The 23,491-nt window shown below is 57.5% G+C and carries 21 protein-coding genes; 9 read left to right on the top strand and 12 right to left on the bottom strand.

What is annotated here, in order from left to right; genetic code table 11:
• Positions 1-211: 211 nt before the first annotated feature.
• Complete coding sequence (locus RRU01S_RS00395; RefSeq protein ID WP_045228255.1) at positions 212-1,648, top strand: NAD-dependent succinate-semialdehyde dehydrogenase; 1,437 nt, start codon at positions 212-214, stop codon at positions 1,646-1,648.
• Positions 1,649-1,733: 85 nt separating this feature from the next.
• Here RRU01S_RS00395 and RRU01S_RS00390 read toward each other — a convergent pair whose 3' ends face one another.
• The 5 genes from RRU01S_RS00390 to RRU01S_RS00370 form a co-directional block, all read right to left on the bottom strand.
• Entirely contained in the window at positions 1,734-2,765 is a 1,032-nt protein-coding gene (locus tag RRU01S_RS00390) for a sulfate/molybdate ABC transporter ATP-binding protein (protein WP_045228254.1), read from the bottom strand.
• Positions 2,762-3,643: a sulfate ABC transporter permease subunit CysW gene (gene cysW, locus RRU01S_RS00385; protein WP_045228253.1), complete on the bottom strand. Its 882-nt coding sequence runs from the start codon at positions 3,641-3,643 to the stop codon at positions 2,762-2,764. Before cysW ends, RRU01S_RS00390 begins: the two co-directional genes overlap by 4 nt.
• Before the next feature lie 4 nt (positions 3,644-3,647).
• The gene (gene cysT, locus RRU01S_RS00380) at positions 3,648-4,469 is read right to left on the bottom strand and encodes a sulfate ABC transporter permease subunit CysT (protein ID WP_045228252.1); all 822 of its coding nucleotides are present in this window, start codon (positions 4,467-4,469) and stop codon (positions 3,648-3,650) included.
• A 74-nt stretch (positions 4,470-4,543) separates the two neighbouring features.
• On the bottom strand, positions 4,544-5,530 hold the full coding sequence (cysP, locus tag RRU01S_RS00375) for a thiosulfate ABC transporter substrate-binding protein CysP (RefSeq protein ID WP_045228251.1): 987 nt from the start codon (positions 5,528-5,530) through the stop codon (positions 4,544-4,546).
• Positions 5,531-5,677: 147 nt separating this feature from the next.
• Entirely contained in the window at positions 5,678-6,748 is a 1,071-nt protein-coding gene (locus RRU01S_RS00370; protein ID WP_045228290.1) for an enoyl-CoA hydratase/isomerase family protein, read from the bottom strand.
• 287 nt (positions 6,749-7,035) lie between these two features.
• Between RRU01S_RS00370 and RRU01S_RS00365 the strand changes: the two genes are divergently transcribed.
• Positions 7,036-7,272: a DUF2934 domain-containing protein gene (locus RRU01S_RS00365; RefSeq protein WP_045228250.1), complete on the top strand. Its 237-nt coding sequence runs from the start codon at positions 7,036-7,038 to the stop codon at positions 7,270-7,272.
• A gap of 73 nt (positions 7,273-7,345) precedes the next feature.
• Here the strand turns inward: RRU01S_RS00365 and RRU01S_RS00360 are convergent, their stop codons facing one another.
• Together RRU01S_RS00360 and nspC are read right to left on the bottom strand one after the other, a co-directional pair.
• Positions 7,346-8,584 (bottom strand): saccharopine dehydrogenase family protein, encoded by a 1,239-nt coding sequence (locus tag RRU01S_RS00360; RefSeq protein WP_045228249.1) that lies wholly within the window; start codon positions 8,582-8,584, stop codon positions 7,346-7,348.
• A gap of 48 nt (positions 8,585-8,632) precedes the next feature.
• Positions 8,633-9,730: a carboxynorspermidine decarboxylase gene (nspC, locus tag RRU01S_RS00355; protein ID WP_045228248.1), complete on the bottom strand. Its 1,098-nt coding sequence runs from the start codon at positions 9,728-9,730 to the stop codon at positions 8,633-8,635.
• Positions 9,731-9,954: 224 nt separating this feature from the next.
• On the opposite strand from nspC, the gene RRU01S_RS00350 reads away from it, so the two are divergent.
• From RRU01S_RS00350 to galE, 3 genes are all read left to right on the top strand, one after another.
• Positions 9,955-10,296, top strand: a complete 342-nt coding sequence (locus RRU01S_RS00350) for a DNA-binding protein (protein ID WP_045228289.1) — start codon at positions 9,955-9,957, stop codon at positions 10,294-10,296.
• A 9-nt stretch (positions 10,297-10,305) separates the two neighbouring features.
• Positions 10,306-10,725, top strand: coding sequence for a hypothetical protein (locus tag RRU01S_RS00345; RefSeq protein ID WP_045228247.1), 420 nt, complete (start codon positions 10,306-10,308; stop codon positions 10,723-10,725).
• 128 nt (positions 10,726-10,853) lie between these two features.
• Positions 10,854-11,837 carry a UDP-glucose 4-epimerase GalE gene (gene galE / locus RRU01S_RS00340; RefSeq protein ID WP_045228246.1) on the top strand — a complete coding sequence of 328 codons (984 nt, stop codon included), beginning with the start codon at positions 10,854-10,856 and terminating at the stop codon, positions 11,835-11,837.
• 110 nt (positions 11,838-11,947) lie between these two features.
• Here the strand turns inward: galE and RRU01S_RS00335 are convergent, their stop codons facing one another.
• Entirely contained in the window at positions 11,948-12,499 is a 552-nt protein-coding gene (locus RRU01S_RS00335; RefSeq protein WP_045228245.1) for a PRC-barrel domain-containing protein, read from the bottom strand.
• Between the two features lie 224 nt (positions 12,500-12,723).
• On the opposite strand from RRU01S_RS00335, the gene RRU01S_RS00330 reads away from it, so the two are divergent.
• Entirely contained in the window at positions 12,724-14,463 is a 1,740-nt protein-coding gene (locus RRU01S_RS00330) for a sensor histidine kinase (RefSeq protein WP_045228244.1), read from the top strand.
• A gap of 262 nt (positions 14,464-14,725) precedes the next feature.
• Here RRU01S_RS00330 and RRU01S_RS00325 read toward each other — a convergent pair whose 3' ends face one another.
• Positions 14,726-15,721, bottom strand: a complete 996-nt coding sequence (locus RRU01S_RS00325) for a sensor histidine kinase (RefSeq protein WP_234936011.1) — start codon at positions 15,719-15,721, stop codon at positions 14,726-14,728.
• Positions 15,722-15,833: 112 nt separating this feature from the next.
• Entirely contained in the window at positions 15,834-16,628 is a 795-nt protein-coding gene (locus RRU01S_RS00320; RefSeq protein WP_045228242.1) for a response regulator, read from the bottom strand.
• Positions 16,629-16,768: 140 nt separating this feature from the next.
• On the opposite strand from RRU01S_RS00320, the gene RRU01S_RS00315 reads away from it, so the two are divergent.
• Positions 16,769-16,969 (top strand): NepR family anti-sigma factor, encoded by a 201-nt coding sequence (locus RRU01S_RS00315; RefSeq protein ID WP_045228288.1) that lies wholly within the window; start codon positions 16,769-16,771, stop codon positions 16,967-16,969.
• Entirely contained in the window at positions 16,969-17,535 is a 567-nt protein-coding gene (locus RRU01S_RS00310; protein ID WP_045228241.1) for a sigma-70 family RNA polymerase sigma factor, read from the top strand. Before RRU01S_RS00315 ends, RRU01S_RS00310 begins: the two co-directional genes overlap by 1 nt.
• 46 nt (positions 17,536-17,581) lie before the next feature.
• On the opposite strand, the gene RRU01S_RS00305 is transcribed toward RRU01S_RS00310, so the two are convergent.
• Complete coding sequence (locus tag RRU01S_RS00305) at positions 17,582-18,052, bottom strand: Lrp/AsnC family transcriptional regulator (protein WP_045228240.1); 471 nt, start codon at positions 18,050-18,052, stop codon at positions 17,582-17,584.
• A gap of 154 nt (positions 18,053-18,206) precedes the next feature.
• Between RRU01S_RS00305 and putA the strand changes: the two genes are divergently transcribed.
• Positions 18,207-21,890: a trifunctional transcriptional regulator/proline dehydrogenase/L-glutamate gamma-semialdehyde dehydrogenase gene (putA, locus tag RRU01S_RS00300; protein WP_045228239.1), complete on the top strand. Its 3,684-nt coding sequence runs from the start codon at positions 18,207-18,209 to the stop codon at positions 21,888-21,890.
• A 46-nt stretch (positions 21,891-21,936) separates the two neighbouring features.
• Here putA and amaB read toward each other — a convergent pair whose 3' ends face one another.
• Positions 21,937-23,472, bottom strand: coding sequence for an L-piperidine-6-carboxylate dehydrogenase (gene amaB / locus RRU01S_RS00295; RefSeq protein ID WP_045228287.1), 1,536 nt, complete (start codon positions 23,470-23,472; stop codon positions 21,937-21,939).
• Positions 23,473-23,491 lie beyond the last annotated feature (19 nt).

Raw genomic sequence — 23,491 nt, 5'->3', positions numbered from 1 at the left:
ACGCCCTGACCGGTTGAAACCGCCGCCGCACGAATTAATATAGAGATGTCATCATCGTCTCTGGCAGGTCCATTTGCCATATCCGGTCTCGCTGCCTTCGATTGTCCCGCAACGGAAGACATGTCATGCAGCGCCGGTAAATTCCGAGACCGCAAGTCAACGCCACAGCATCGGCACCGTGCCGGTCGGTCAAGTCACGAAGGTATTTCACATGCACAGCTATCCCGACATCAAGCTTCTCATCAACGGCGAATGGCGCGATGCCCTGTCCGGCAAGACCATCGAGGTTCTCGACCCGGCGACCGACGAAACGCTGGGCACAATTGCCCACGCCGAAAAAGCCGATCTGGATCTGGCGCTCGACGCTGCCGACAAGGGCTTCAAGGTCTGGCGTGAGACCTCCGCATTCGAGCGTTCCAAGATTATGCGCAAGGCTGCCGATCTCGTGCGCCAGCGCATCGACTACATCGCATGGCTGATGACGCGTGAACAGGGCAAGCCGCTGGCGCAGTCCAAGATGGAAATCATCAACGCTGCCGACACGATCGACTGGTTTGCCGAAGAAGCCCGCCGCACTTATGGTCAGGTCATCCCTGCCCGCTTCGGTGGCGTTTCCAACCTTGCCATCAAGTTCCCGGTCGGCCCCGTGGCCGCCTTCACGCCATGGAACTTCCCGATCAACCAGGTCGTGCGCAAGCTGTCTGCCGCTGTGGCAACCGGTTGCTCCATCATCGTCAAGGCACCTGAGGAAACACCGGCTTCGCCTGCCGAACTCATCCGCGCCTTCGTGGATGCAGGCGTTCCGGCTGGTGTCGTCAACCTCGTTTACGGCGTACCCTCGGAAATCTCCGAATACCTCATTCCGCATCCGGTCATCCGCAAGATTTCGTTCACGGGCTCCACGCCTGTCGGCAAGCATCTGGCCGCGCTGGCTGGCAAGCACATGAAGCGCGCGACCATGGAACTGGGCGGTCATGCTCCTGTTCTGGTTTTCGACGATGCCGATCTGGCCAAGGCCATCGAGGTTTCCGCCACTGCCAAGTTCCGCAACGCCGGTCAGGTTTGCGTCGCCCCGACCCGCTTCCTCATTCAGGACAGCATTGCCGACAAGTTCATCGATGGCATCGTGAAATATGCCGAGAGCGTCAAGGTCGGCAACGGTCTGGATGCAGATACGACCATGGGCCCGCTGGCCAACGAACGCCGCATCCCGGCCATGGAAGAGATGATCCAGGACGCCGTATCGAAGGGTGCCGTTTTGAAAACCGGCGGCAAGCGCATCGGCAACAAGGGCAACTTCTTCGAGCCCACCGTGCTGACCGACGTTCCGACATCTGCCAAGATGATGAACGAAGAGCCCTTCGGCCCCGTCGCCATCGTCAACCGCTTCTCCACGCTGGATGAAGCTTTGGAAGAAGCAAACCGCCTGCCCTTCGGCCTTGCATCCTATGCCTTCACAGGCTCGGTCAAAACTGCCCATGCCCTCAGCCAGCGCGTCGAAGCAGGCATGCTGACCGTCAACCACAACGGCCTCGCCATCCCTGAAGTCCCGTTCGGCGGCATCAAGGACTCCGGCTACGGCACGGAAGGTGGTTCGGAAGCGGTCGAAGCCTATCTCGAAACCCGCTTCATCAGCCAGATGAGCTGATCAAGAATACAGTAAAGCCCGGCGGAGACGCCGGGCTTTTTGATATCGGGGATAGCCCCGGTGGATTAAGCTAGAATATTTCCGGTCAAGCCCTCTCCGCCGGGAAAATCTTCGCGCGGCGGATGACGATGTGACCGTGGTCTCCGGCTTCTACCGCCGTTTCGGGTGGCACGTCGAATTCCAGCAGGTCGCCTTCCGTGGTGGAGGCAATGACGCGGCGGTCGCCTGCGCGGTCCAGCACGCGGGTGACCTGCGCCGGAATGCCATCATGAAGGTCTTCCCATTCCAGATCATTGGGGCGGGCGTAGATATCGACGGGGCCATCGGCTTGACCATAGGCAAAGGGGACTTCGGCTTTTCCGACGAAAATCTTGCCGGAGCGGGCTGTGCCGGAAATGCGGTTCGCATCCCCGAGGAAACGCATGACGAAAGAAGAATTCGGCTGGCGGCAGACGTCTTTAGGTGTGCCCTGCTGGATAATTTCGCCCTGATTGAGAATGACGACGCGGTCGGCGAGATCGAGTGCTTCTTCCTGATCATGCGTCACGAAAATGGTGGTGATGCCGAGTTCGGTATGGATTTCGCGCAGCCAGCGGCGCAAGTCGCGTCGGACATTGGCGTCGAGCGCACCGAAGGGTTCGTCCAGCAGCAGCACCTTGGGATCGACGGACAACGCACGGGCAAGCGCCACGCGCTGCCGCTGACCACCGGAGATTTGTGCGGGGAAACGTTCGCCCAGCCCATCGAGCTTCACCAGCCGCAGCAGCTCTTCCACCCGCGCATCGATGGCCGCCTTGTCGCGCTTGACCTTGGAGACTTTCATGCCGAAAGCGATGTTTTCATGCAGCGTCATATGCGGGAAGAGCGCGTAGTGCTGGAAGACGAAGCCGACGCCACGGTCGCGGACCGGAATATTCGTGGCGTCTTCATCCCCGAAATAGATGTGGCCGCCATCGGTATATTCGAGCCCGGCAACCATGCGCAGGATCGTCGTCTTGCCGGAGCCTGAGGGACCGAGCAGTGCCAGCAGTTCCCCGCTTTCGATATCCAGCGAGACATCGCGCACGGCACGAAAGGTGTCGAAGGTTTTCACCACGTTTTCGAGGCGGATTTTCATGCGCTTGTCTCCGGTGCGGCAGCGGTTTTCTTAGCGCCACGCCCTGCCCCGCGCTTTTCCAGCGCGACCTTGGCAATGATGGTGACGACGGCGAGAGCCGCAAGAATGGACGCCGAGGCAAACGCGCCTGCGGCCTGATAATCATGGTAGAGCAGTTCGATATGCAAAGGCAGCGTGTTGGTCTGGCCCCGAATATTGCCCGAGACCACCGACACCGCACCGAATTCACCCATCACGCGCGCATTGCACAGCACGACGCCATAGAGCAGCGCCCATTTGATATTGGGCAGCGTGACAGAGAAGAAGGTGCGCCAGCCGGATGCTCCTAGCGAGGTCGCGGCCTCTTCCAGATCACGCCCCTGTGCCTGCATCAGCGGGATCAATTCGCGCGCCACGAAGGGTGCGGTGACGAACATGGAGGCCAGCACGATGCCGGGAAGCGCGAAGAGCACCTTGATGTCATAGGCCGCGAAGAACGGGCCAAGGAGCCCTTGCAAGCCGTAAACGAAGAGATAGGCAACACCGGCAACGATGGGCGAGATGGAGAAGGGAATCTCGATGATGACCAGCAGAAACCGTCTGCCCCAAAAATCGAACTTGGTGATGGACCATGCCGCCGCGATACCGAACGCGGTGTTGACGGGCACGGAGATCAAGGCCGTGATCACCGTCAGCAAGATGGCGTGGCGGGTATCGGGATGGCCGATGGTGGCGGTGAAAACCTTGACGCCCTGCGAGAAGGCCTCGACGCCGATGATGAGCAAGGGCGCGACGACGAGAAGCGCACCAATGATCAGAACGAACGCGATGAGCGAACGGCGCACGAAGGGCGCGTCACCCACGCGGGGCGGCTTGCGGCGGGCGGAATGAGCACTCATCTCCTCAACTCCTCACCGTATAGCGCAAGGCGCGAGTTTGCAGAAAATTGGTGACGGCCAGCATGACGAAAGCGGTGATCAACAGCACCGAGGCGATGGCGGCTGCGGCCTGATAATCATATTCCTCCAGCCGGATGAAGACGAGAAGCGAGGTGATTTCAGTGGAAAACGGCTGGTTGCCCGCGATGAAGATGATCGCGCCGAACTCTCCCAGACTGCGGGCGAAAGACAAAGAAATACCGGCAAGAATGGCAGGTGTCAGCAGCGGCAGGATGACCTTGCGGAAGATTTCGAAATCGGAGCCACCGAGAGACTGCGCAGCCTCTTCCAGCGCCGGATCGAGGTCTTCCAGCACCGGCTGCACCGTGCGCACGATGAAGGGCAGGCTCGTAAACGCCATGGCGACGATGATGCCGAGCGGCGTATAGGCGACCTTGATACCGGCATACGCAAGGACGGAGCCGAACCAGCCATTGCCCGCGAACAGCGCCGTCAGCGCAATACCGGCGACCGCCGTGGGCAGCGCGAAGGGAAGGTCCACGATGGCATCGACCAGACGCCACCCGGGGAAGCGATAGCGGGTCAGCACCCAGGCCAGCGAAAGGCCGAACATGACATTGAAAACGGTGGCCACCAGCGCACAGAGCACAGTCACGCGGTAGCTGGCAACGGCACGTGGCGACGACACGATGGCCCAGTATTCGGCAGGGCCGAGACTCGCCGCCTTGAAGACGAGTGCGGCCAGCGGCAGGACGACGATGATGCCGACATACAGCAGAGTGACGCCGAGCGACAATCGCAGCCCCGGCAAAACATTGCGTCTCAAACCCGTCCCCTATCATGCCAAAGCGACCCGGCGGGAGGCCCAGCCGGGTCGATGTTCTCTCAACCAGTCAGCGATTAACGGTTGCCGTAAAGCGTATCAAGCACGGCCCCTGACGCGAAGTGTTCTTTCTGGATTTTATCCCAGCCACCGAAGACATCGTTGACGTTGACCAGGCGGATATCCGGGAACTGATCCTTGAACTCGGCCGTGACCTTTTGATCGTGGACGCGGTGACCGAACTGTGCGGCGATGCGCTGGCCTTCCTCGGTATAAAGGAAATCGAGATAGGACTTCGCCAGATCGCGGGAGCCGCGTTTGTCCACGACCTTGTCGACGACGGCGACCGGAAATTCGGAAAGCAGGCTGACGGAGGGAACGACGCTCTCAAACTTGTCGGTACCATATTGCTTGGCGATGCCGCGTGTTTCAGCCTCGAAGGTGATCAGCACGTCGCCGACTTCGCGCTCGACAAAGGTGGTCGTTGCTGCGCGGCCTCCGGTATCGAAGACGGGCGTGTTGGCGAACACCTTCTTGATGAACTCCTGAACCTTGGCGTCGTCGTTGTTGAACTTTTCCTTGGCGAAGGCGGTCGCGGCCAGATAGGTGTAACGGGCGTTGCCAGATGTCTTCGGGTTCGGGAAAACCAGCTTCACATCATCCCTGACAAGATCGTCCCAGTCCTTAATATTCTTGGGGTTACCGGCCCGAACGAGGAAGGACGGGAAGGAATAGAAGGGCGACGCATCGTTGGCGAAACTCTTCTTCCAATCGGCTGAAACGAAGCCCTGCTTCACGAGAAAATCGATATCGGTGACCTGATTGAAGGTCACGACATCGGCTTCCAGACCTTCCACGATGGCGCGCGCCTGCTTGGAGGTGCCCGCATGCGACTGGTCGATGGTGACGCCGGGATGAGCCTTGATGAAGGCTTCGTTTTCGGCAGCAAACACTTCGCGCGCCACATCATAAGATGCGTTGAGAAGCGTTTTCGGCTCCTGTGCAAAGGCAGAGGTCGACAGAAGCGCTGCGACAGCAGCACCGATAAGCATGATCCGTTTCATGGAATTCCCCACAGCACAAAATTGTACCGGCAAGATAGGGAAGCGGTCCTGACGGCGCGAGGAATTGTCCTCCTCATCGCAAGTCGATCTTAGAATGTTTTGCTGCGCATCCAGTCCCGATCGAACATAAGTTGCGCTCGGCAAAACTCACAGGCGATGATCGGCAAAGAGTGGTGGATTTGCGGAAACAAAATACCGATCAATATCCTCATCGCTCACCTGCGCCAACGTGTCGGGACGCCATTTCGGGTTGCGATCCTTGTCGATGAGCGCTGCGCGCACGCCTTCGTAAAAATCGGGGTTGCGCAGCACTTCGCAGCCCGCGGCAAACTCGCGCTCCAGGCATTCCACAAGACCCGAGCTCATCCGTCCCAAACGCAACAGCTGCAAGGTCAGCTTGAGGCTGGTTGGCGAGCGCAATTGCAATGTCGCCAGCGTTTCCCTTGCAAAATCGCTCTCGGTCGATGCGAGCGCTTCAATAATGTCTTCCATCGTATCGAAGCCAAAGGCAGCATCGATTTCCTTTTGATGGCTGGCGAGAAAACCATCCACCGCAGGCTTACTGGAAAAACCTTCGATCACGGCACCGACATCCGCCGCAAACGATACGTCCGCCAACACATGCACCAAATCGCCAAGGCGGTCGGCGGCGACGTGATCATCGGCAAGGCCGGCATAGATCGCGTCGGCTGCGCCGATTTCACGACCCGTCAGGCCCAGCCATGTCCCCACCTCACCTGGTGCCTTGGACAGTAGCCAGGAAGCGCCGACATCCGGGAAATAGCCGATGGCCGTTTCCGGCATGGCAAGCCGGGTGCGCTCAGTCACGATGCGATAGCGACCATGAGCCGAAACGCCGACGCCACCGCCCATGACGATGCCGTCCATCAGAGCGATATAGGGCTTCGGATAATGGGAAATCGTGTAGTTCAGCGGAAACTCTTCGCGCCAGAACCGGGTGCGATCAGTCTCGCTCGCCGCCTTTGCCGCATGGATTTCGCGCACGTCTCCGCCAGCGCACAGTCCACGTTCGCCTTCACCGGAAAGAATGACGCAGGTGATGTCGGGGTCGCGCGCAAAAGCATCCAGCCCCGCCTTCATGCCGGATACCATCGCCTGATTTAGACTGTTGATGGCCTTGGGCCTGTTGAGACGGATCAGACCGGCATTGCCCCGTTTTTCGACGATGATCTCATCTGTTGGCGAGCCCTGCTGCATCATGCCTCCTCCACAAACAATGCGCTGCAACAGCAGTGTGACGGTCTGGGGAACTTCACGCAACATTTATCGTTTGCCATGCAACGACAGGAGCAATTGAGCGTTGAAATTGCTCGATAAACGGGAATACCAAGGTTCTTGCAGCGCAGCAAATTAACTTGACGCCCCTGCGAATCATGGCATGTAATAATGTGGTGAAATACCGGCGCGCTATTCCTGTCCAGCGTTGCAGCCGGCGCATACGGACAGCCATCCCATGGCTGATGATATTCTAACGGGAGATAGAGATGCCGGTTTCAGAAAATGATTGGATTAGCAAACGCGCCTACACTTTGTGGGAAAAAGATGGGCGCCAGCATGGCCGTGATGCCGAACATTGGGAGCAGGCCAAGCAGGAATATGCTCTGCTGCAAAACTCCAAGGCCACAAAGCCCGCACATCGCAAAAAGGCCGATGTGAAACTTGCTCTTGCTGCTGAAGCTGCCAAGCCGAAGGCAAAACCTCGCAAGTCTGCCACGAAGTAAACTTCCTTCTAAGTGACACAAGCCAACAAAAAAGCCCCGCAAGCGGGGCTTTTTATTGTCTGTTTCCACGCGATCAGAACGTCAAGGCGCGGTCGCCGTTCTCGTCCTTGATGCGGCTTGGCAAGCCGATGCGGTTAAGGATGTTCAGGAACGGCTGCGGTGGAAGTTCTTCCACATTGGCCATCTGCTTCACATCCCATTCGCCCGTCGCAATCAGCATGGCGGCGGCAACCGGTGGAACGCCAGCGGTGTAGGAAATGCCCTGTGAGCCGACTTCATTGTAGGCGTCCTTGTGGTCCGCCACGTTGTAAATGAAGACTTCGGTTTCCTTGCCGTCCTTGATGCCCTTGACGACATCGCCGATGCAGGTCTTGCCGACGTAATCGGGGGCCAACGACGATGGATCGGGCAGCACGGCCTTCACGACCTTGAGCGGCACGACTTCCAGACCTTCAGCCGTCTTGACCGGCTTTTCGGAGAGAAGTCCGAGGTTTTTCAACACGGTGAAGACGTTGATGTAGTGATCGCCAAAGCCCATCCAGAAACGCACATCGGCACCGTCCATGTTCTTGGACAGAGAATGCACTTCGTCGTGGCCGGTCATATAGGCCTTCTGCTTGCCGACGACGGGCAGATCGAATTCCTGACCGACTTCGAACATCTGGTTGGTCTGCCACTGGTTGTTCTGCCAGGAGTACACGACGCCGGTGAATTCGCGGAAGTTGATCTCTGGATCGAAATTGGTCGAGAACCAGCGACCGTGGCTACCGGCATTGATATCGACGATATCAACCGAGGTGACCTTGTCGAAATACTCATCCTTGGCCAGACGCGCATAGGCGTTGACCACGCCCGGATCGAAGCCGACGCCGAGAATGGCGGTGACGCCCTTTTCCTTGCATTCGGCGGCGCGCTGCCACTCGTAGTTTCCATACCAAGGCGGATTTTCGCAGATCTTGGTTGGGTCCTCATGGATCGCTGTATCCATATAGGCAACGCCCGTGTCCATGCAGGCACGAAGAACGGACATGTTGACGAAGGCAGAACCGACATTGATGACGATCTGCACGCCGGTTTTCATGATCAAGGCCTTCGTCGCCTCGATATCCATCGCGTCAAGCGCATGGGCTTCAAGCTTTACGTTTGTCTTGAGGCTCTTCTTTTCGCGTACGGACTCGACAATCTTGCGGCACTTTTCCAAAGTTCGCGACGCAATATGAATGTCTCCCAATACATCGCTGTTCTGGGCGCACTTATGCGCCACGACCTGTGCTACGCCACCGGCGCCGATGATGAGAACGTTCTTCTTCATTTCAGGTGATGCCCCCTTTATCCCCGCAGGGATGAGCTTGGTTTGATGTTAAGACAGGCTTTGCTGGAAATCAGCGAAGTCGAATTCACGGACGGCGCGGATAGACCCGTCCAGTTCCTTGATGGCAATGGTCGGCATTTTGACGCCATTGAACCAGTTTTTCTTGACCATGGTGTAACCGGCCGTGTCCTGAAACGACACGCGGTCGCCCACCTTCAATTCGTTTTCAAAACGAAATTCGCCGAACACATCGCCTGCAAGGCAAGACTTGCCACAGACCATGTAAGCGTGGTCACCCTCGTTGGGGGAGACCTTGGCCGTTTCGCGGTAGATCAGCAAATCCAGCAAGTGCGCTTCGATCGAGCTGTCCACGATGGCGAGGTTCTTGCCGTTGAACAGCGTATCAAGAACCGTTGTTTCCAAGGTCGTGCTCTTGGTGATCGAAGCCTCGCCGGGCTCCAGATAGACCTGAACGCCGTATTTTTCAGAGAATTGCTTGAGACGATCGCAGAAGCGGTCAACAGGGTAATTGTCACCGGTAAAGTGGATGCCGCCGCCAAGGCTTACCCATTCCACCCGCGCCAGAAGCGTGCCGAATTTCTCCTCGATCTGCGACAACATGCGGTCGAACAGATCGAAATCGCCATTTTCGCAGTTGTTGTGGATCATGAAGCCGGAGATACGGTCCATGACCTTTTCGACCTTGGACACATCCCATTCGCCCAGACGGCTGAAGGGCCGTGCCGGATCGGCGATATCGAAGGTGGAGGAGGAGACCTGCGGGTTGAGACGCAGACCCCGCGTGATGCCGGATGCCTTATCGGCAAAGCGTTCCAGCTGACCGATGGAGTTGAAGATGATCTTGTCGGCGTTGGCGATGACCTCATCGATCTCGTAATCGGCATAGGCCACGCTATAGGCGTGCGTTTCGCCGCCGAATTTCTCGCGACCCAGACGCACTTCATAGAGCGAGGACGATGTCGTGCCATCCATATATTGCGACATGAAATCGAAAACGGACCACGTCGCGAAACACTTGAGCGCCAACAATGCCTTGGCGCCGGATTTCTCGCGCACATAGGCAATCTTCTCCATGTTGCGAAGAAGCTTGGTTTTATCGATCAGGTAGTATGGCGTTTGCAGCATCTGTCAGTCACATCTTATCGAGGTTAGGTAAGGTCACGTCTTGAGAGGGGCCTTATATGATGCTTGTGACAGGAAAACAAACCCGCGGACGAGATTCTGCAATCACTCTGTTTTTTATATCTCATCGCGCTCATTGAAGGAACAAAACCACGGCGGACACGTTTTCGGTCCAAGTGTGAGCCGTGGGTACGGCGTTCTCAATCATGTCAAGCAAAGGAAACATCATGGCGACGGTTCGCAACGTAGAAGACAAGGTCCGCGAAACTCTTGAAGGCGGTGATGCTGCCGAAGTATCCGCACAGCTGGCACAGTTGCGCGAAGACTTGGCCAATCTGGCCGGTAGCGTCAAGGCGCTCGGCGCTGGTGTATCGCACGAAGTCAAGGCCCGTGCTTCGCGCGCAGCAGACGACGCGATGGCCGCCGGTGAAGAAACCGTTGCGACAGTGCGCAACGAAATCCAGTCGCTCAACGACAATCTGACCTATCAGGTTCAGAAGAACCCGCTTCAGTCTCTCGGCATCGCTGTTGCTGCAGGCTTCCTTATCGCGCTCGTCACCCGCAAGTAAGGCAGGCACATGCTTCAAACGCTGCTGCTTTATCTCGGTGATACCCAGCGGGAAGGCCAATTGGTGACACGCCGTATCAAGTCCACCATCATCTTGTGGACACTGGCAGGCGTATTCTTCCTGATCGCTTTCATCGCAGCGATCGTCGGTGGTTCGATTTACCTTGCCAAGGAAATCGGCGCCGGACCGGCGGCACTGGTGATTGCGGGCGTCGCATTTCTGCTCGGTGTCATCATGCTGGTCAGCTTGTCAATCAAGCGCAGGCCCCGCGTCTATGCGACAAGGCCACTCCTACCGCTGGCAGCAGCGCCGCTTGCGGCACAATCGCTGGCTGGTGGGGCTCTTGCGGCCAGACCATTCGTGACACTGCTTACAGCCATCGCCATTGGTTATGTCGCGACCCGAACGACGATTTTAAAGAAGAAATAACGCACTTCAAGAGCCGCCTTCAACCAGAAGGCGGCTTTTCCTTTTCACCTGCAATAAATTCCGCTGCCCTTCTGCCGACAAAATGTTACGCAGTTTGCCAACACGTCTTTTAACGGAGAGAATGTTGGATGCGGAAAAAAGTCCTTGTTGTCGGCGGTGCCGGATATATCGGTTCTCACACCTGCCTGCTGCTTGCTGAACGCGGATATGAGCCTGTCGTCTTCGACAATCTTTCCAACGGCCACGAAGAATTCGTACGCTGGGGACCATTCGAGCAGGGCGATATCAGAGACAAGGCTCGCCTCGACGAGGTCTTCGCAAAACACCAGCCCGAGGCCGTCCTGCATTTCGCAGCCCTGATCGAGGTTGGTGAATCCGTCAAAAATCCCGTCGCCTTCTACGACAATAACGTCACCGGCGCGCTGACCTTGCTGTCTGCCACCATGGACGCGGACGTGAAGGCTTTCGTCTTTTCTTCGACCTGCGCGACCTATGGATTGCCGGAACGCGTGCCGCTGGACGAAACCCACCGCCAAGCACCCATCAATCCCTATGGTCGCACCAAATGGGTGGTCGAGCAGGCGCTGAAGGATTACAGCACCTACAAGGATTTGAAATCCGTGATGCTGCGCTATTTCAATGCGGCGGGCGCCGACTTCGAAGGCCGCATCGGCGAGTGGCACAAGCCAGAAACCCATGCCATACCGCTGGCCATCGAAGCGGCGCTGGGACGTCGCCAAGGTTTCAAGGTGTTCGGCACCGACTACGACACACGTGATGGAACCTGCGTGCGTGACTACATTCACATCCTCGATCTGGCCGATGCCCATGTGCGCGCCGTCGATTATCTGCTGAATGGTGGTGAAACCGTCGAACTCAACCTAGGCACCGGAACCGGAACGACAGTCAAGGAACTGCTCGATACGATCTCCGAGGTCTCAGGCCGCCCCTTCCCGGTTGAATATACCGACCGTCGTGAGGGCGACTCGACGACGCTCGTCGCCAACAACGACAAGGCCCGCGAAGTGCTGGGATGGGAGCCGCAATATACGCTAACCGACATCATCCGCTCAGCATGGCGGTGGCACTCATCGCGCAACGACAGCATGTAAGACTTCGGCACGACGCACATTCTTATATCAATGTAAAAAAACACCGGCCACAAGGCCGGTGTTTTCGCTACGAGAACGCTCTCGTAGCTCCTCTCCCAGGTAACTCTATGTTATGGCTTGGGCGCAGTCGTGGTTGCGCCACCGGTGGCAGACGGCGTAGCAGCGGGTGCTGCGGAACCTTCTTCAGCCTTCTTTTCCTTCATCGTGACGAATTCTGGAGCAGCCTTCAAAGTCTCGGCTGTTTCCGTCGTCGTCAAGCGGATGGTCCCGTTTGCAGCGTCGCGCGTCACGGTCAGCTTGCTCATTGGGACGGCAACATCCTTTGCGCCGATGCCCAGGAAACCACCCACGCCGACAACGGCTGCGACGATCCCGCCATTTTCCTCGAGAATGAGGTTGGTCACGCTGCCGATGCTTTCATCTGTCGATGTGTAGACTGCGCTGCCGATGTAATCGTTTGCACTGATCTGCGTAGCGGCCTGCTCCGTCAGATAGGCACCGCCGGATGCCGAGGTCGTGCTTGGCATAGCCGGTGTGGCTGGCGTCGCTGGCGATGTTGCGCTTGGGGCAGCCGGTGCCGTGGTCTGAGCCATTGCAATTGGTGCGAATGCGGTAGAGCCCAGCAGAGCCGCAGAGATGAGTGTCGCAAATGTCTTTTTCATTGTAATACCTTTCCTTGATCCTCGATTTTTCAACTGGCTCCGAACGGTAGGTCCGTTTTCTGTGCGAGCCTGTTGAATTGCAAACGGGGCAAAAAGGGATTGGTTCCGCCAAAGTTTTAGGCATATTAGAACGAATCAAATATCGAAAATACCTGATGACGTTGAATATAAGTTGGGATTGCACGGCGTAATCGCTTCCGACATTCTACGGTTTGCCCACTTGAATGTCAGCTCCAGCCGAACCCGGCGAGACAATGCGAAACGCACTCATTACCAAGTTCAGACAACGCCTCGCGAATTTCTTCCCAACTGCGCCGATCAGCGTTTATCTCGTTGTTATGACTGCGGTAATCACGTTGCCCCTGATTATATTCGTCGCTTATCTGATGCTGAAACTGGAGGCGGACGAAAGAGACGACCTTCAGCGAGAAGCCGTCGAGGATGCACGCGCCATCAGCCGCAATGTCGATCGTCGTCTGCAGGAAATGGCGACGTCCCTCAACCTCCTGGCACAGTTCCCAGAACTTGAAAATGGCGACCTCTCGGCTTTTCACAAGCGGGTGAGCGAGAGCCTCCAGCGACAGGGGCTTTATGTCATCGTTGCGAAAGCAGATGGCAAACAGCGGCTGAACACGCGCGTGCCCTTCGATCAGCAGTTGGGGAACGTTCCCGCCGACCTGAGACTGAAGGACGTCATCACCGGCGCCCGGATTGTCGTTTCGGATATTTTCTACGGCAAGACCAGCAAGGAATGGGTCTTCAACGTCATGCGCCCTCTGCCCTCCACGCTGAGCGCAACCGGCGACGTGTTGATCATGACACAGAATGCCCGGGATCTGAGCGGGCTGATCAATGATGACGGATTGCCGCCGGGATGGACGATTGCCGTTCTGGACAGCGATAACCGCGTCGTCAATTCCAGCCGTCCCGATGAGGTCGCCACGGGAACTGTTTTTTCCCAGCCACTGGCCCTCGACCAGATGCGCGCCTTGAGCGGCAGCTTCGAAGATGAAGACGGCGTCATTCACGCCTACTCGCAACTACCCGGATGGTCATGGAAGGCGGTAATCTGGGGTCCGGCAGACAACACAAGGTCGGCGCTTGCAAGCACATGGCGCAAGATGATGGCCGGCAGCCTTCTGCTCGTTATCATTGCCATCACCGGTGCCTATCTGGTCGGCGTGCAACTGCGCGGCTCGATCCGTGAGCTGGTGGAGATGGCCCAGCGCATTGGCGAAGGTAAAATCGTCGCGCCAATCGACACCAAGATCAAAGAAGCCAACCACGTCGCAGTCGCATTATCCAACGCGTCCTTCGATCGCAGCCAGGCCGAAGACCAGACCCATCTCATTTTACAGGAACTCGTCCATCGCTCCAAAAACCTGCTGACGCTGGTGCAGGCCATGATGCGCCAGCTGGCGCGTGAGAATACGACGGTCGAGGAATTCCAGAAGGCCGTCGACTATCGTCTGCGTGGCTTGGCAATGTCGATCGGCGCCTTGGCCGAGGTGCAATGGCAAGGTGTGCCAATGCGCAAACTGGTCGAAAATCATATTCAGGTCTTTGGCAGCGTCATCGATCAGATCAAGATCAGCGGCCCCGACTTCATGCTATCCCCGGAAGCAGCCCAGAACTTCGGCCTCATCCTCCACGAACTCGCCACCAACTCGATGAAATACGGCGCACTGTCCACCAAGGGCGCGATTGTGGAATTGTCGTGGTCTCGCCCGCAAGGTCGCAAGGACGATCACGATCTGTTGACGATCGACTGGAAAGAGGTCGGTGGTCCCCCGGCAATCGAACCGACCTCAACGGGCTTTGGCAGCACGATCATAAAGCGCCATGCGGAAACGGCATTTTCGGCCAATATTTCAATAGAATACACCGATGCGGGCTTCCGCTGGACATTGACGGCGCCGGTGCGCCATTTTCTAACCCGCAAAGACACGTCGCCTGTCGATTAAAAAAGCTGAAGCCCGTTGGAACCAACAATCGGCTGTCTCGTTATTCCAGCAAGCCAAGCCACTCCCCGTCCCCGCCTGAGGCTTGGCGTCGCAGGTTTTGCCCCTGAAAACCTGTAATGAACAGCACGGCTCTAAGGAGCCGTGCTTTTTCGTTTTATGCACCGATGATACGTGCCTCCCACTCCCTCGATACTCCATCTTCCAAGAATGCACAGAGACGCAACGTCCCTGCTATGCGCCAACGCATGTCGAAAAATTGAGATCAGGTGGGGAGAGGTGCAGGGAAGCGCAGAAAATAGTCTATGGTCTCGGTCGAGACGCCGTACTTCGCTTCACCGCCCAGCGCAGCAGGCACAACTTTTTCCAGCACAACACTTCCAAAGTTGCTGCGTTTGCTGCCGTCGACAGACGACGGCATGACGGTCGATCCGCCCAGCGGCTCGCTCCAGCGCACCTCGAAGAACTCGCCGTCCTTGCGACAATCGAGCGTGATCGGCGAATGCTGTGACAGGTTGCCGCCATGGCTGACTGTATTGACCACGAGTTCGTGGAACGCAAGACCGACGTAGAGCGCGCCATTGGGGTTCAGCAAAAGGTTCTCACCCACCATTTTGATCAACTGCGGGTATTCCGGTAGATAAAGGTCCGACTGCTGCTTCAAGAGGTCGAAGATTTCGGCACCACGCCAATCGGAATCGGTGATGAGATCCTGAGATTGCGCCAGCGCATGAAGCCTGCCCCGGAATTTGCGCAGAAAATCGTCTTTGGTAAAGCTAAAGCGTGCCGTCTGGGCTGACAGGCTCTGGATGATGGCGAGCAGGTTTTTGGAGCGGTGACTGACTTCACGCAACAGGGAGCGCAGCAATTGTTCACGCCGCCGCTCGACGGTCATTTCTCTGATCGTCGTTTTCAACACCCTTTGGCCGGACATGTTGACGGTGGAATAGACGTGGAACTGGAACACCCGGTCCTTACCGGCGGTGACTTCGAGCATGCCGCGGCTGCCAGCTGCCGTCAGGTCTCGTTTCAGTTCCGACAGACGACCAGCAATGTCCTGGCCGAACATTGACAGGTCGGTTGGCGTACCGGACGAATTTGAGGGGAAATTCCAGACATCGGGAAGATTGGCGATAAAGATATACTCCTTATCGCGGTCTTGCAGCATCACCGTCTCGTCGGAGTCCAAGAGGGCGAGCACGAGCGAATCGTGCAGCTCCCCCTCGTCCCGCTCACCATTATGCCACGCCAGCCGATGCAATACGATCTCCTAACGGGGAACAGCGATGGTTGTCGCTACGTTTGAACATACCAACGTCAACGCCGGGTAAGAACCCGAGTTCCAAATTCTTCTCAAAAATGCGTGCTAATGATTATGCGGCGACACGGGAACTTTCGTTGAAGAAAAGAGCCTGGCTGATCAGGGCCTTGACCATGTCCGGATTGAACGGCTTGGTGACCAGGAATGTCGGCTCAGGGCGTTCGCCCGTCAACAGGCGCTCTGGGAATGCCGTGATGAAGATGACCGGCAATGTCGTCATCTGAAGGATTTCCTTCATGGCTTCCAGACCGGAACTTCCGTCTGCAAGCTGAATGTCGGCAAGGATCATCTTTGGCTGTGTGCGATGGAAGAGTTCAAGCGCTTCCTTATGGGTGCGCGCGATACCCGTCACATTGTGGCCAAGGTCGGTCACCATCTGCTCGATATCCATGGCAATCAGAGGCTCATCCTCGATGATCATGATGTCGGTTGCGACCTGGCGGGCGATTTCGGACGCAGCTTCATCGATCAGCTTGCTGACCTGAGATTCTGGAACGCGCAGAATTTCGGCAACTTCTGGAACGGAGAATTCCTCGACCGTCGTCAACAGGAAGGCCTGACGTGGCACAGCTGGAACGGCCGACAGGTTCGCCGATGCGCGCTTTTCCCAACCGGTGAGGTTTTCGTCGCTCTTGATGTTGATCGTAACGGAACTAAAGATCGAGACAAACAATTGGTAAAGTGAAACACGGTCATTGCTGGTCTGCGGAAAAATGCTGACATCGGCGATGAGTGCTTCCAGGCTGGCGGCAACATAGGCATCGCCAGTCGATTGTGAACCGCATACGGCACGGGCAAATCTGCGAAGGTAAGGCAGATGCGGTGCGATGCGTGTAGAAACTGACATGGAATTCTCCCCTGGCTCATGCGGCTTGCATCGCAAACCTAAACGAATAAACGCGGTACTTCAAAAAAAGTTCCGCGTATATGGAACTATTTTTTCAGTTGTGCATTGTTAGCTGTGTCACCAAAGGAATACCGGAAATCATGAATATGTTTCAATCGGACCAGGATCCATCTGACAGAGGGACGTCACCCAACGTTCCCGATTCGGGTCGCGCGGTTATATCCAAGAAATTACGTGAATTGTATGATGCAGTTCAGGATGAGGGCATACCCGACAAATTTCTCGACCTCCTTGAAAAGCTTGACGAAGCTGAGAACAACGCAAAAGCTTCGAGGCGCTAATGGTCACGGAAACGAGCAAGAACGAATATAATTTCAAGCGCGAAATGCTGGCCGCACTGCCAAACCTCCGCGCATTTGCCATTTCTCTCATCAGATCCCGCGACCGCGCCGACGACCTCGTGCAAGACACGATCATGAAGGCTTGGGCAAAGCAGGAAAGCTACCAACCCGGCACCAACATGCGCGCCTGGTTGGTTACAATCCTGCGAAATGAATTTTACAGCCAGATCAGAAAGTCGGGCCGTGAAGTTCAAGATACGGATGGCGTCTACACGTCACGCCTATCTGTGCCGCCAGAGCAGCATGGTTCCGTGGATTTGCAGGACTTCAAGACAGCGCTTGCAAAGTTGCCGGAAGATCAGCGCGAAGCCATTCTTTTGATCGGTGCTTCGGGTTTTGCCTATGAGGAAGCTGCGGAAATTTGCGGTTGCCCTGTTGGCACGATCAAAAGCCGCGTGAGCCGAGCCCGCCTGCGTCTTCAGGAGCTTCTTGGCATCAAGGACGAAAACGAATTCGGACCCGATGCTCAGGTTGCAGCCGTTACCGCAGCCGCAGCCATCCGCTAAAGTCTGAAATCAAAATCAAACGGCGCGACCGAAAGGTTGCGCCGTTTCAGATTCCGACATCTTTCACAGACTGCATGACGACGAATGTCGATGTGTTGGCCACACAGGGCAGGCTGGAGATTTTTTCTCCCAGAACCTGCCTGTATTTGCGGATGTTTGTGGTGCGCACCTTCAACAGATAATCGAAGGCACCCGCGATCATGTGGCACTCTTCCACTTCCTTGATCTTGCGAACGGCCGTGTTGAAATCCTCCAGTGCTTTCTCCCTCGTGTCCGAAAGTTTCACTTCCGTGAATGCGATGTGCTCGAGCCCAATCTTGGCCGGGTTGAGCATGGCACGAAAGCCGAGAATATAGCCCTCATCCACCAAACGCTTCAGCCGTGTCTGGCACGGCGTCTTGGATAAGCCGACCTGCTTGGACAATTGCAGGATCGACATGCGCCCATCCTCACTCATCGCCTCCAATATCTTCATATCGAAGTGATCCAGATCACCTGTTTCTGATGGTTTTGCCATCCATATTGCCTTTTCTACCGCAAATTATAAGTGATTTTGTCCTGATATATCGCTAAAATAGGACCATAGCAATTTTGGCAACGATGATAGTCTGATGGACGAAAAAGAGCGCTAAAATCGAAGGCGCTTGTGACCGATATCAGGGACCGGACCGATGGCCGAAAATCTAGCTGGGCTTGCCACAACACACACCGATGAAGCAGGCGATGTTTTCGCCCATTTTGCGCCACCGCTGCGACCGCCAAGCCCACTGCGCAAGGCCATCACAGCAGCCTATCGCCGCCCCGAGCCGGATTGCGTTGGGCCGCTTATGGAAGCGGCGGCCGTTTCGCCTGAGCAGGCCGACACGATCCGCACCACAGCCCGCAAGCTCGTGCAGGCTCTTCGCTCCAAGGCGAAAGGTACCGGCGTCGAAGGTCTGGTGCAGGAATATTCCCTCTCCAGCCAGGAAGGCGTGGCGCTGATGTGCCTTGCCGAAGCGCTGCTGCGCATTCCCGATGCAGCCACACGCGACGCATTGATCCGCGACAAAATCGCCACTGGTGACTGGCGATCGCATCTGGGCGGCGGTCGTTCGCTCTTCGTCAACGCCGCCACATGGGGACTGGTCATCACCGGCAAGCTGACCTCAACCGTCAACGACAAGAGCCTGTCAGCTGCGCTGACGAAACTCATTTCCCGCGCCGGAGAGCCGGTCATCCGCCGTGGCGTGGACATGGCCATGCGGATGATGGGCGAGCAATTCGTGACCGGTCAAAATATTGCCGAGGCCATCCACCGCTCCAAACCGCTGGAAGCGAAGGGTTTTCAATATTCCTACGACATGCTGGGTGAAGCCGCGACGACGGCAAAGGACGCCGAGCGTTATTACCGCGATTACGAGCAGGCGATCCACGCCATCGGCAAGGCCTCTGCCGGGCGCGGCGTTTATGGCGGCCCCGGAATTTCCATCAAGCTGTCCGCCCTACATCCGCGATACGCCCGCGCGCAGGCGCAGCGTGTGATGGACGAGCTTTTGCCACGCGTAAAATCGCTAATGCTGCTGGCAAAGCGCTACGATATCGGCCTCAACATCGATGCCGAAGAAGCCGATCGGCTGGAGCTTTCTCTTGATCTTCTAGAAGCCATCGCGCTGGACCCGGAACTGGGCAACTGGCAGGGCCTCGGTTTTGTGGTGCAGGCCTATAGCCGCCGGTGCCCCTTCGTGCTGGACTACATCATCGATCTCGCCCGCAGATCGAACCGCCGCATCATGGTGCGTCTCGTCAAGGGTGCCTATTGGGATGCAGAAATCAAGCGCGCGCAACTGGACGGGCTGGAAGACTTCCCAGTGTTTACCCGCAAGGTTCACACCGATGTGTCCTACATCGCCTGCGCCGTAAAGCTTCTCGCCGCCCGTGACCTGATCTTTCCGCAATTTGCCACACACAATGCGCAATCTCTGGCGACGATCTATCATCTGGCCGGACCGGACTTCAAAATCGGCGATTACGAGTTCCAGTGCCTGCATGGCATGGGCGAACCGCTCTACAGCGAAGTCGTCGGCAAACACAATTTGGACCGCCCCTGCCGCTTTTACGCGCCGGTGGGAACGCATGAAACGCTGCTGGCCTATCTCGTGCGACGCCTGCTCGAAAACGGCGCAAACTCCTCCTTCGTCAACCGCATTGCCGACCCGAATGTACCGGTCGATTCCCTGCTGGAAGACCCGGTTGCCGTCGTGAAATCCATGTCAGCACCCGGCGCGCAGCATGACAAGATTTCCAACCCTGCCGACCTCTACGGCGCACGTCTCAATTCGTCGGGTCTTGATCTCGCCAATGAAGACACCCTCGCCTCACTCAGCGAAGCGCTGTCCGCAAGTGCGGCGACCGAATGGAAAGCCGCACCCCCGCATGCCTCGGGTCCAACTCGCCCTGTTCTCAACCCCGGTGACCTCGATGACATCGTTGGCTTCGTTACCGAACCGAGCGAAGACGATGTAACCAATGCGCTGGAGGCCGCCGCCGCATCCCCGTGGCCGCAGACCAGCGTAGAGGAACGCGCCGCTTGCCTCGAAAAGGCTGCCGACCTCATGCAGGCGAAGTTGCCGACACTGCTGGGCCTCATCATGCGCGAAGCCGGAAAATCCGCTCCCAACGCCATTGCCGAGGTGCGCGAAGCCATTGACTTCCTGCGCTATTACGCCGCCGAGGCCCGTAACACCTTCGGCCCGCAGCAACAGGCGCTTGGCCCTGTTGTCTGCATCAGCCCGTGGAATTTCCCGCTGGCGATTTTTATCGGCCAGGTGGCCGCAGCGCTGGTTGCCGGTAATCCAGTTCTGGCAAAGCCCGCTGAGGAAACACCGCTGATTGCCGCCGAAGGCATCCGCCTTCTGCATGAGGCCGGTGTCCCTGATGATGCCGTGCAGTTGCTGCCAGGCGATGGCAAGACCGGTGCGCAGCTGGTGGGTGCTCCGCAGACCGCAGGTGTGATGTTCACCGGCTCCACCGAAGTCGCCCGCCTCATCCAGAAACAGCTGACCGCGCGCGTATCGAGCGATGGTCAGCCGATTCCGCTGATTGCCGAAACCGGTGGCCAGAATGCCATGATCGTGGATTCCTCGGCGCTGGCCGAACAGGTGGTGGCCGATGTCATTGCTTCGGCCTTCGACAGCGCCGGTCAGCGCTGCTCGGCGCTGCGCGTTCTCTGCCTTCAGGACGATGTGGCTGAGAGAACGCTGACGATGCTGAAAGGCGCGTTGCATGAATTGCGCATCGGCAAAACGGATAGACTGTCGGTCGATGTCGGTCCGGTTATCACGCTGGAAGCCAAGGACAACATCGAGAAGCACATCGAATCCATGCGGGCGCTTGGCAACCGCATCGAGCAGATCACGCTGACGGGTGAGACGGACAAGGGAACCTTCGTACCGCCGACCATCATCGAGCTGAAGTCGCTATCTGATCTCAAACGTGAGGTCTTTGGCCCCGTGCTGCATATCATCCGCTTCAAGCGCGAGAAGCTCGACCGGCTGATCGATGACATCAACGCGACCGGTTACGGGCTGACTTTCGGCCTGCACACGCGCCTCGATACGACGATTGCGCATGTGCTCTCGCGCGTCAAAGCGGGCAATCTCTATGTCAACCGCAACATCATCGGCGCTGTCGTCGGCGTCCAGCCGTTTGGCGGGCGTGGCCTTTCCGGCACCGGTCCCAAGGCGGGTGGTCCGCTTTATCTCGGACGCTTGACGAAGACTGCATCCTTTGTCGAGCGCAAAGGTCAGCAGCAGGACACATCCGTTACCGATTTCGCCAACTGGCTGGAGGCGAAGGGCGAGACGGCAGCGGCAGAAATGGCTCGCATCTCGGCCAAACTCTCCAGCCTTGGTTTCGAGACGGAGCTTGCAGGCCCGGTGGGCGAGCGCAATCTTTACGCCCTGCACCCGCGCGGCCATGTTCTTCTGGCCCCGCTCACCGTACAGGGTCTGTTCCGCCAGATTGCGGCGGCGCTCGCAACCGGCAATACGGTGGCAATCGACAGAGAGACAGGTCTGGAAACGGAACTGAGCGGCCTGCCATCCAGCGTATCGACGCATATCACATGGTCAGATGATTGGGCCAAATCTGGACCCTATGCCGGTGCGCTGGTAGAAGGTGATGCGGACAGGGTGCGGCAAATCAACGCCCGGATTGCCGAGCTTCCCGGCCCGCTCGTTCTGGTTCAGGCCGCAACCACCGAAGCCTTGCAGGGAACGGAACAGCCCTACACTCTGAACTGGCTGCTGGAAGAGGTCTCGGTCAGCGACAACACGACGGCTGCGGGCGGCAATGCCAGCCTGATGTCAATCGGCTAAAACGATCGGCTGGCGAGACGTCCTCGCCAGCCGATCTGTCTTCTGATTATTCGATATCGAAGGTCACGCCCTGCGCGAGTGGCAGCGCCTTGGAATAATTCACCGTATTGGTGGCGCGACGCATATAGGCCTTCCAGGAATCCGAGCCGGATTCACGGCCGCCACCGGTTTCCTTCTCACCACCGAAGGCACCACCGATTTCCGCACCCGATGTGCCGATATTGACATTGGCAATGCCGCAATCGGAACCGTCAGCGGCCATGAAGCGCTCGGCTTCCTGAAGATCGCGCGTGAAGATGGAAGAGGAAAGGCCAGCGGCAACGGCGTTATGGTCTGCAACTGCCTGATCGAAATCACTGTATTTCATGACGTAGAGGATCGGCGCGAAGGTCTCTTCCAGAACGGGGCCAACCTGCTTGGGCATTTCGACCAGTGCTGGCTTCACGTAATAGGCCGTGTCCTTGCCAGCCTCAGTAACACGTTCGCCACCGGCGACTATGCCACCATGGGCCTTGGCTGCTTCCAGCGCCTTCTGCATGCCATCGAAAGCGGCCTTATCGACCAACGGGCCGACGAGTGCAGAGGTTTCCAGCGGGTTGCCGATGGAGACGGAGGCATAGGCCTTCTTGAGGCGCGGAACGAGCTGGTCGTAAACGCTGTCATGCACGAAGAGGCGGCGAAGCGTGGTACAGCGCTGACCAGCCGTGCCCATGGCGCCGAAGGCGATGGCGCGCAGGGCCATGTCGAGATCTGCAGAGGGGCAGACGATACCGGCATTGTTACCGCCCAGTTCCAGAATGGCGCGGGCAAAACGCTTGGCAAGACGCGGGCCGACATCGCGACCCATGCGGGTGGAGCCGGTGGCAGAAACGAGCGGCACTTTGGGATGATCGACCAGCGCTTCACCAACGGTGCGATCACCAATAATGAGCTGGCTAAGACCCTCCGGCGCATCGCCGAAGCGTGCAACGGCGCGTTCGAAAATCCCCTGCACGGCAAGCGCCGTCAGTGGTGTCTTTTCAGATGGTTTCCACACAACCGAGTTGCCGCAAACGAGCGCGAGCGCCGCATTCCACGACCAGACGGCAACGGGGAAGTTGAAGGCGGAGATCACGCCGACGACACCCAGAGGATGCCAGGTTTCCATCATCCGGTGGCCGGGGCGCTCGGTGGCAATGGTCAGACCGTAAAGCTGACGGGAAAGACCGACCGCGAAATCGCAAATATCGATCATTTCCTGCACTTCGCCGAGACCTTCGGACGGGATCTTTCCGGCTTCAAGCGACACGAGACGACCGAGATCATCTTTCGAGGCGCGCAGTTCTTCGCCCAGCAGACGCACCAACTCGCCACGCTTGGGCGCTGGTACCAGACGCCATGTCTTGAAGGCGGCGTCCGCCTTTTCGACGATGGCAGCCACATCACCGGTAGACACCGTCTTGAGCCGCGCAATCTCTTCGCCGCTGACAGGGCTGAAAGAGGCCATGTCACCGCCCTGATAGAGTTCAGGGGAAACGCCCATCTTGGTCAGAAGCGCTGCGGCTTCCTTGACGACATCGACCTTGTTTGCGGATTGGCTCATGACAATGGCTCCTTGGTTC

Origin of the sequence: Agrobacterium rubi TR3 = NBRC 13261, from assembly GCF_000739935.1 — a bacterium.
Classification (GTDB): Bacteria; Pseudomonadota; Alphaproteobacteria; order Rhizobiales; family Rhizobiaceae; genus Agrobacterium; species Agrobacterium rubi.
The sequence above is the reverse complement of the archived record's forward strand: the minus strand, read 5'-3'. Positions and strand labels throughout refer to the sequence as shown.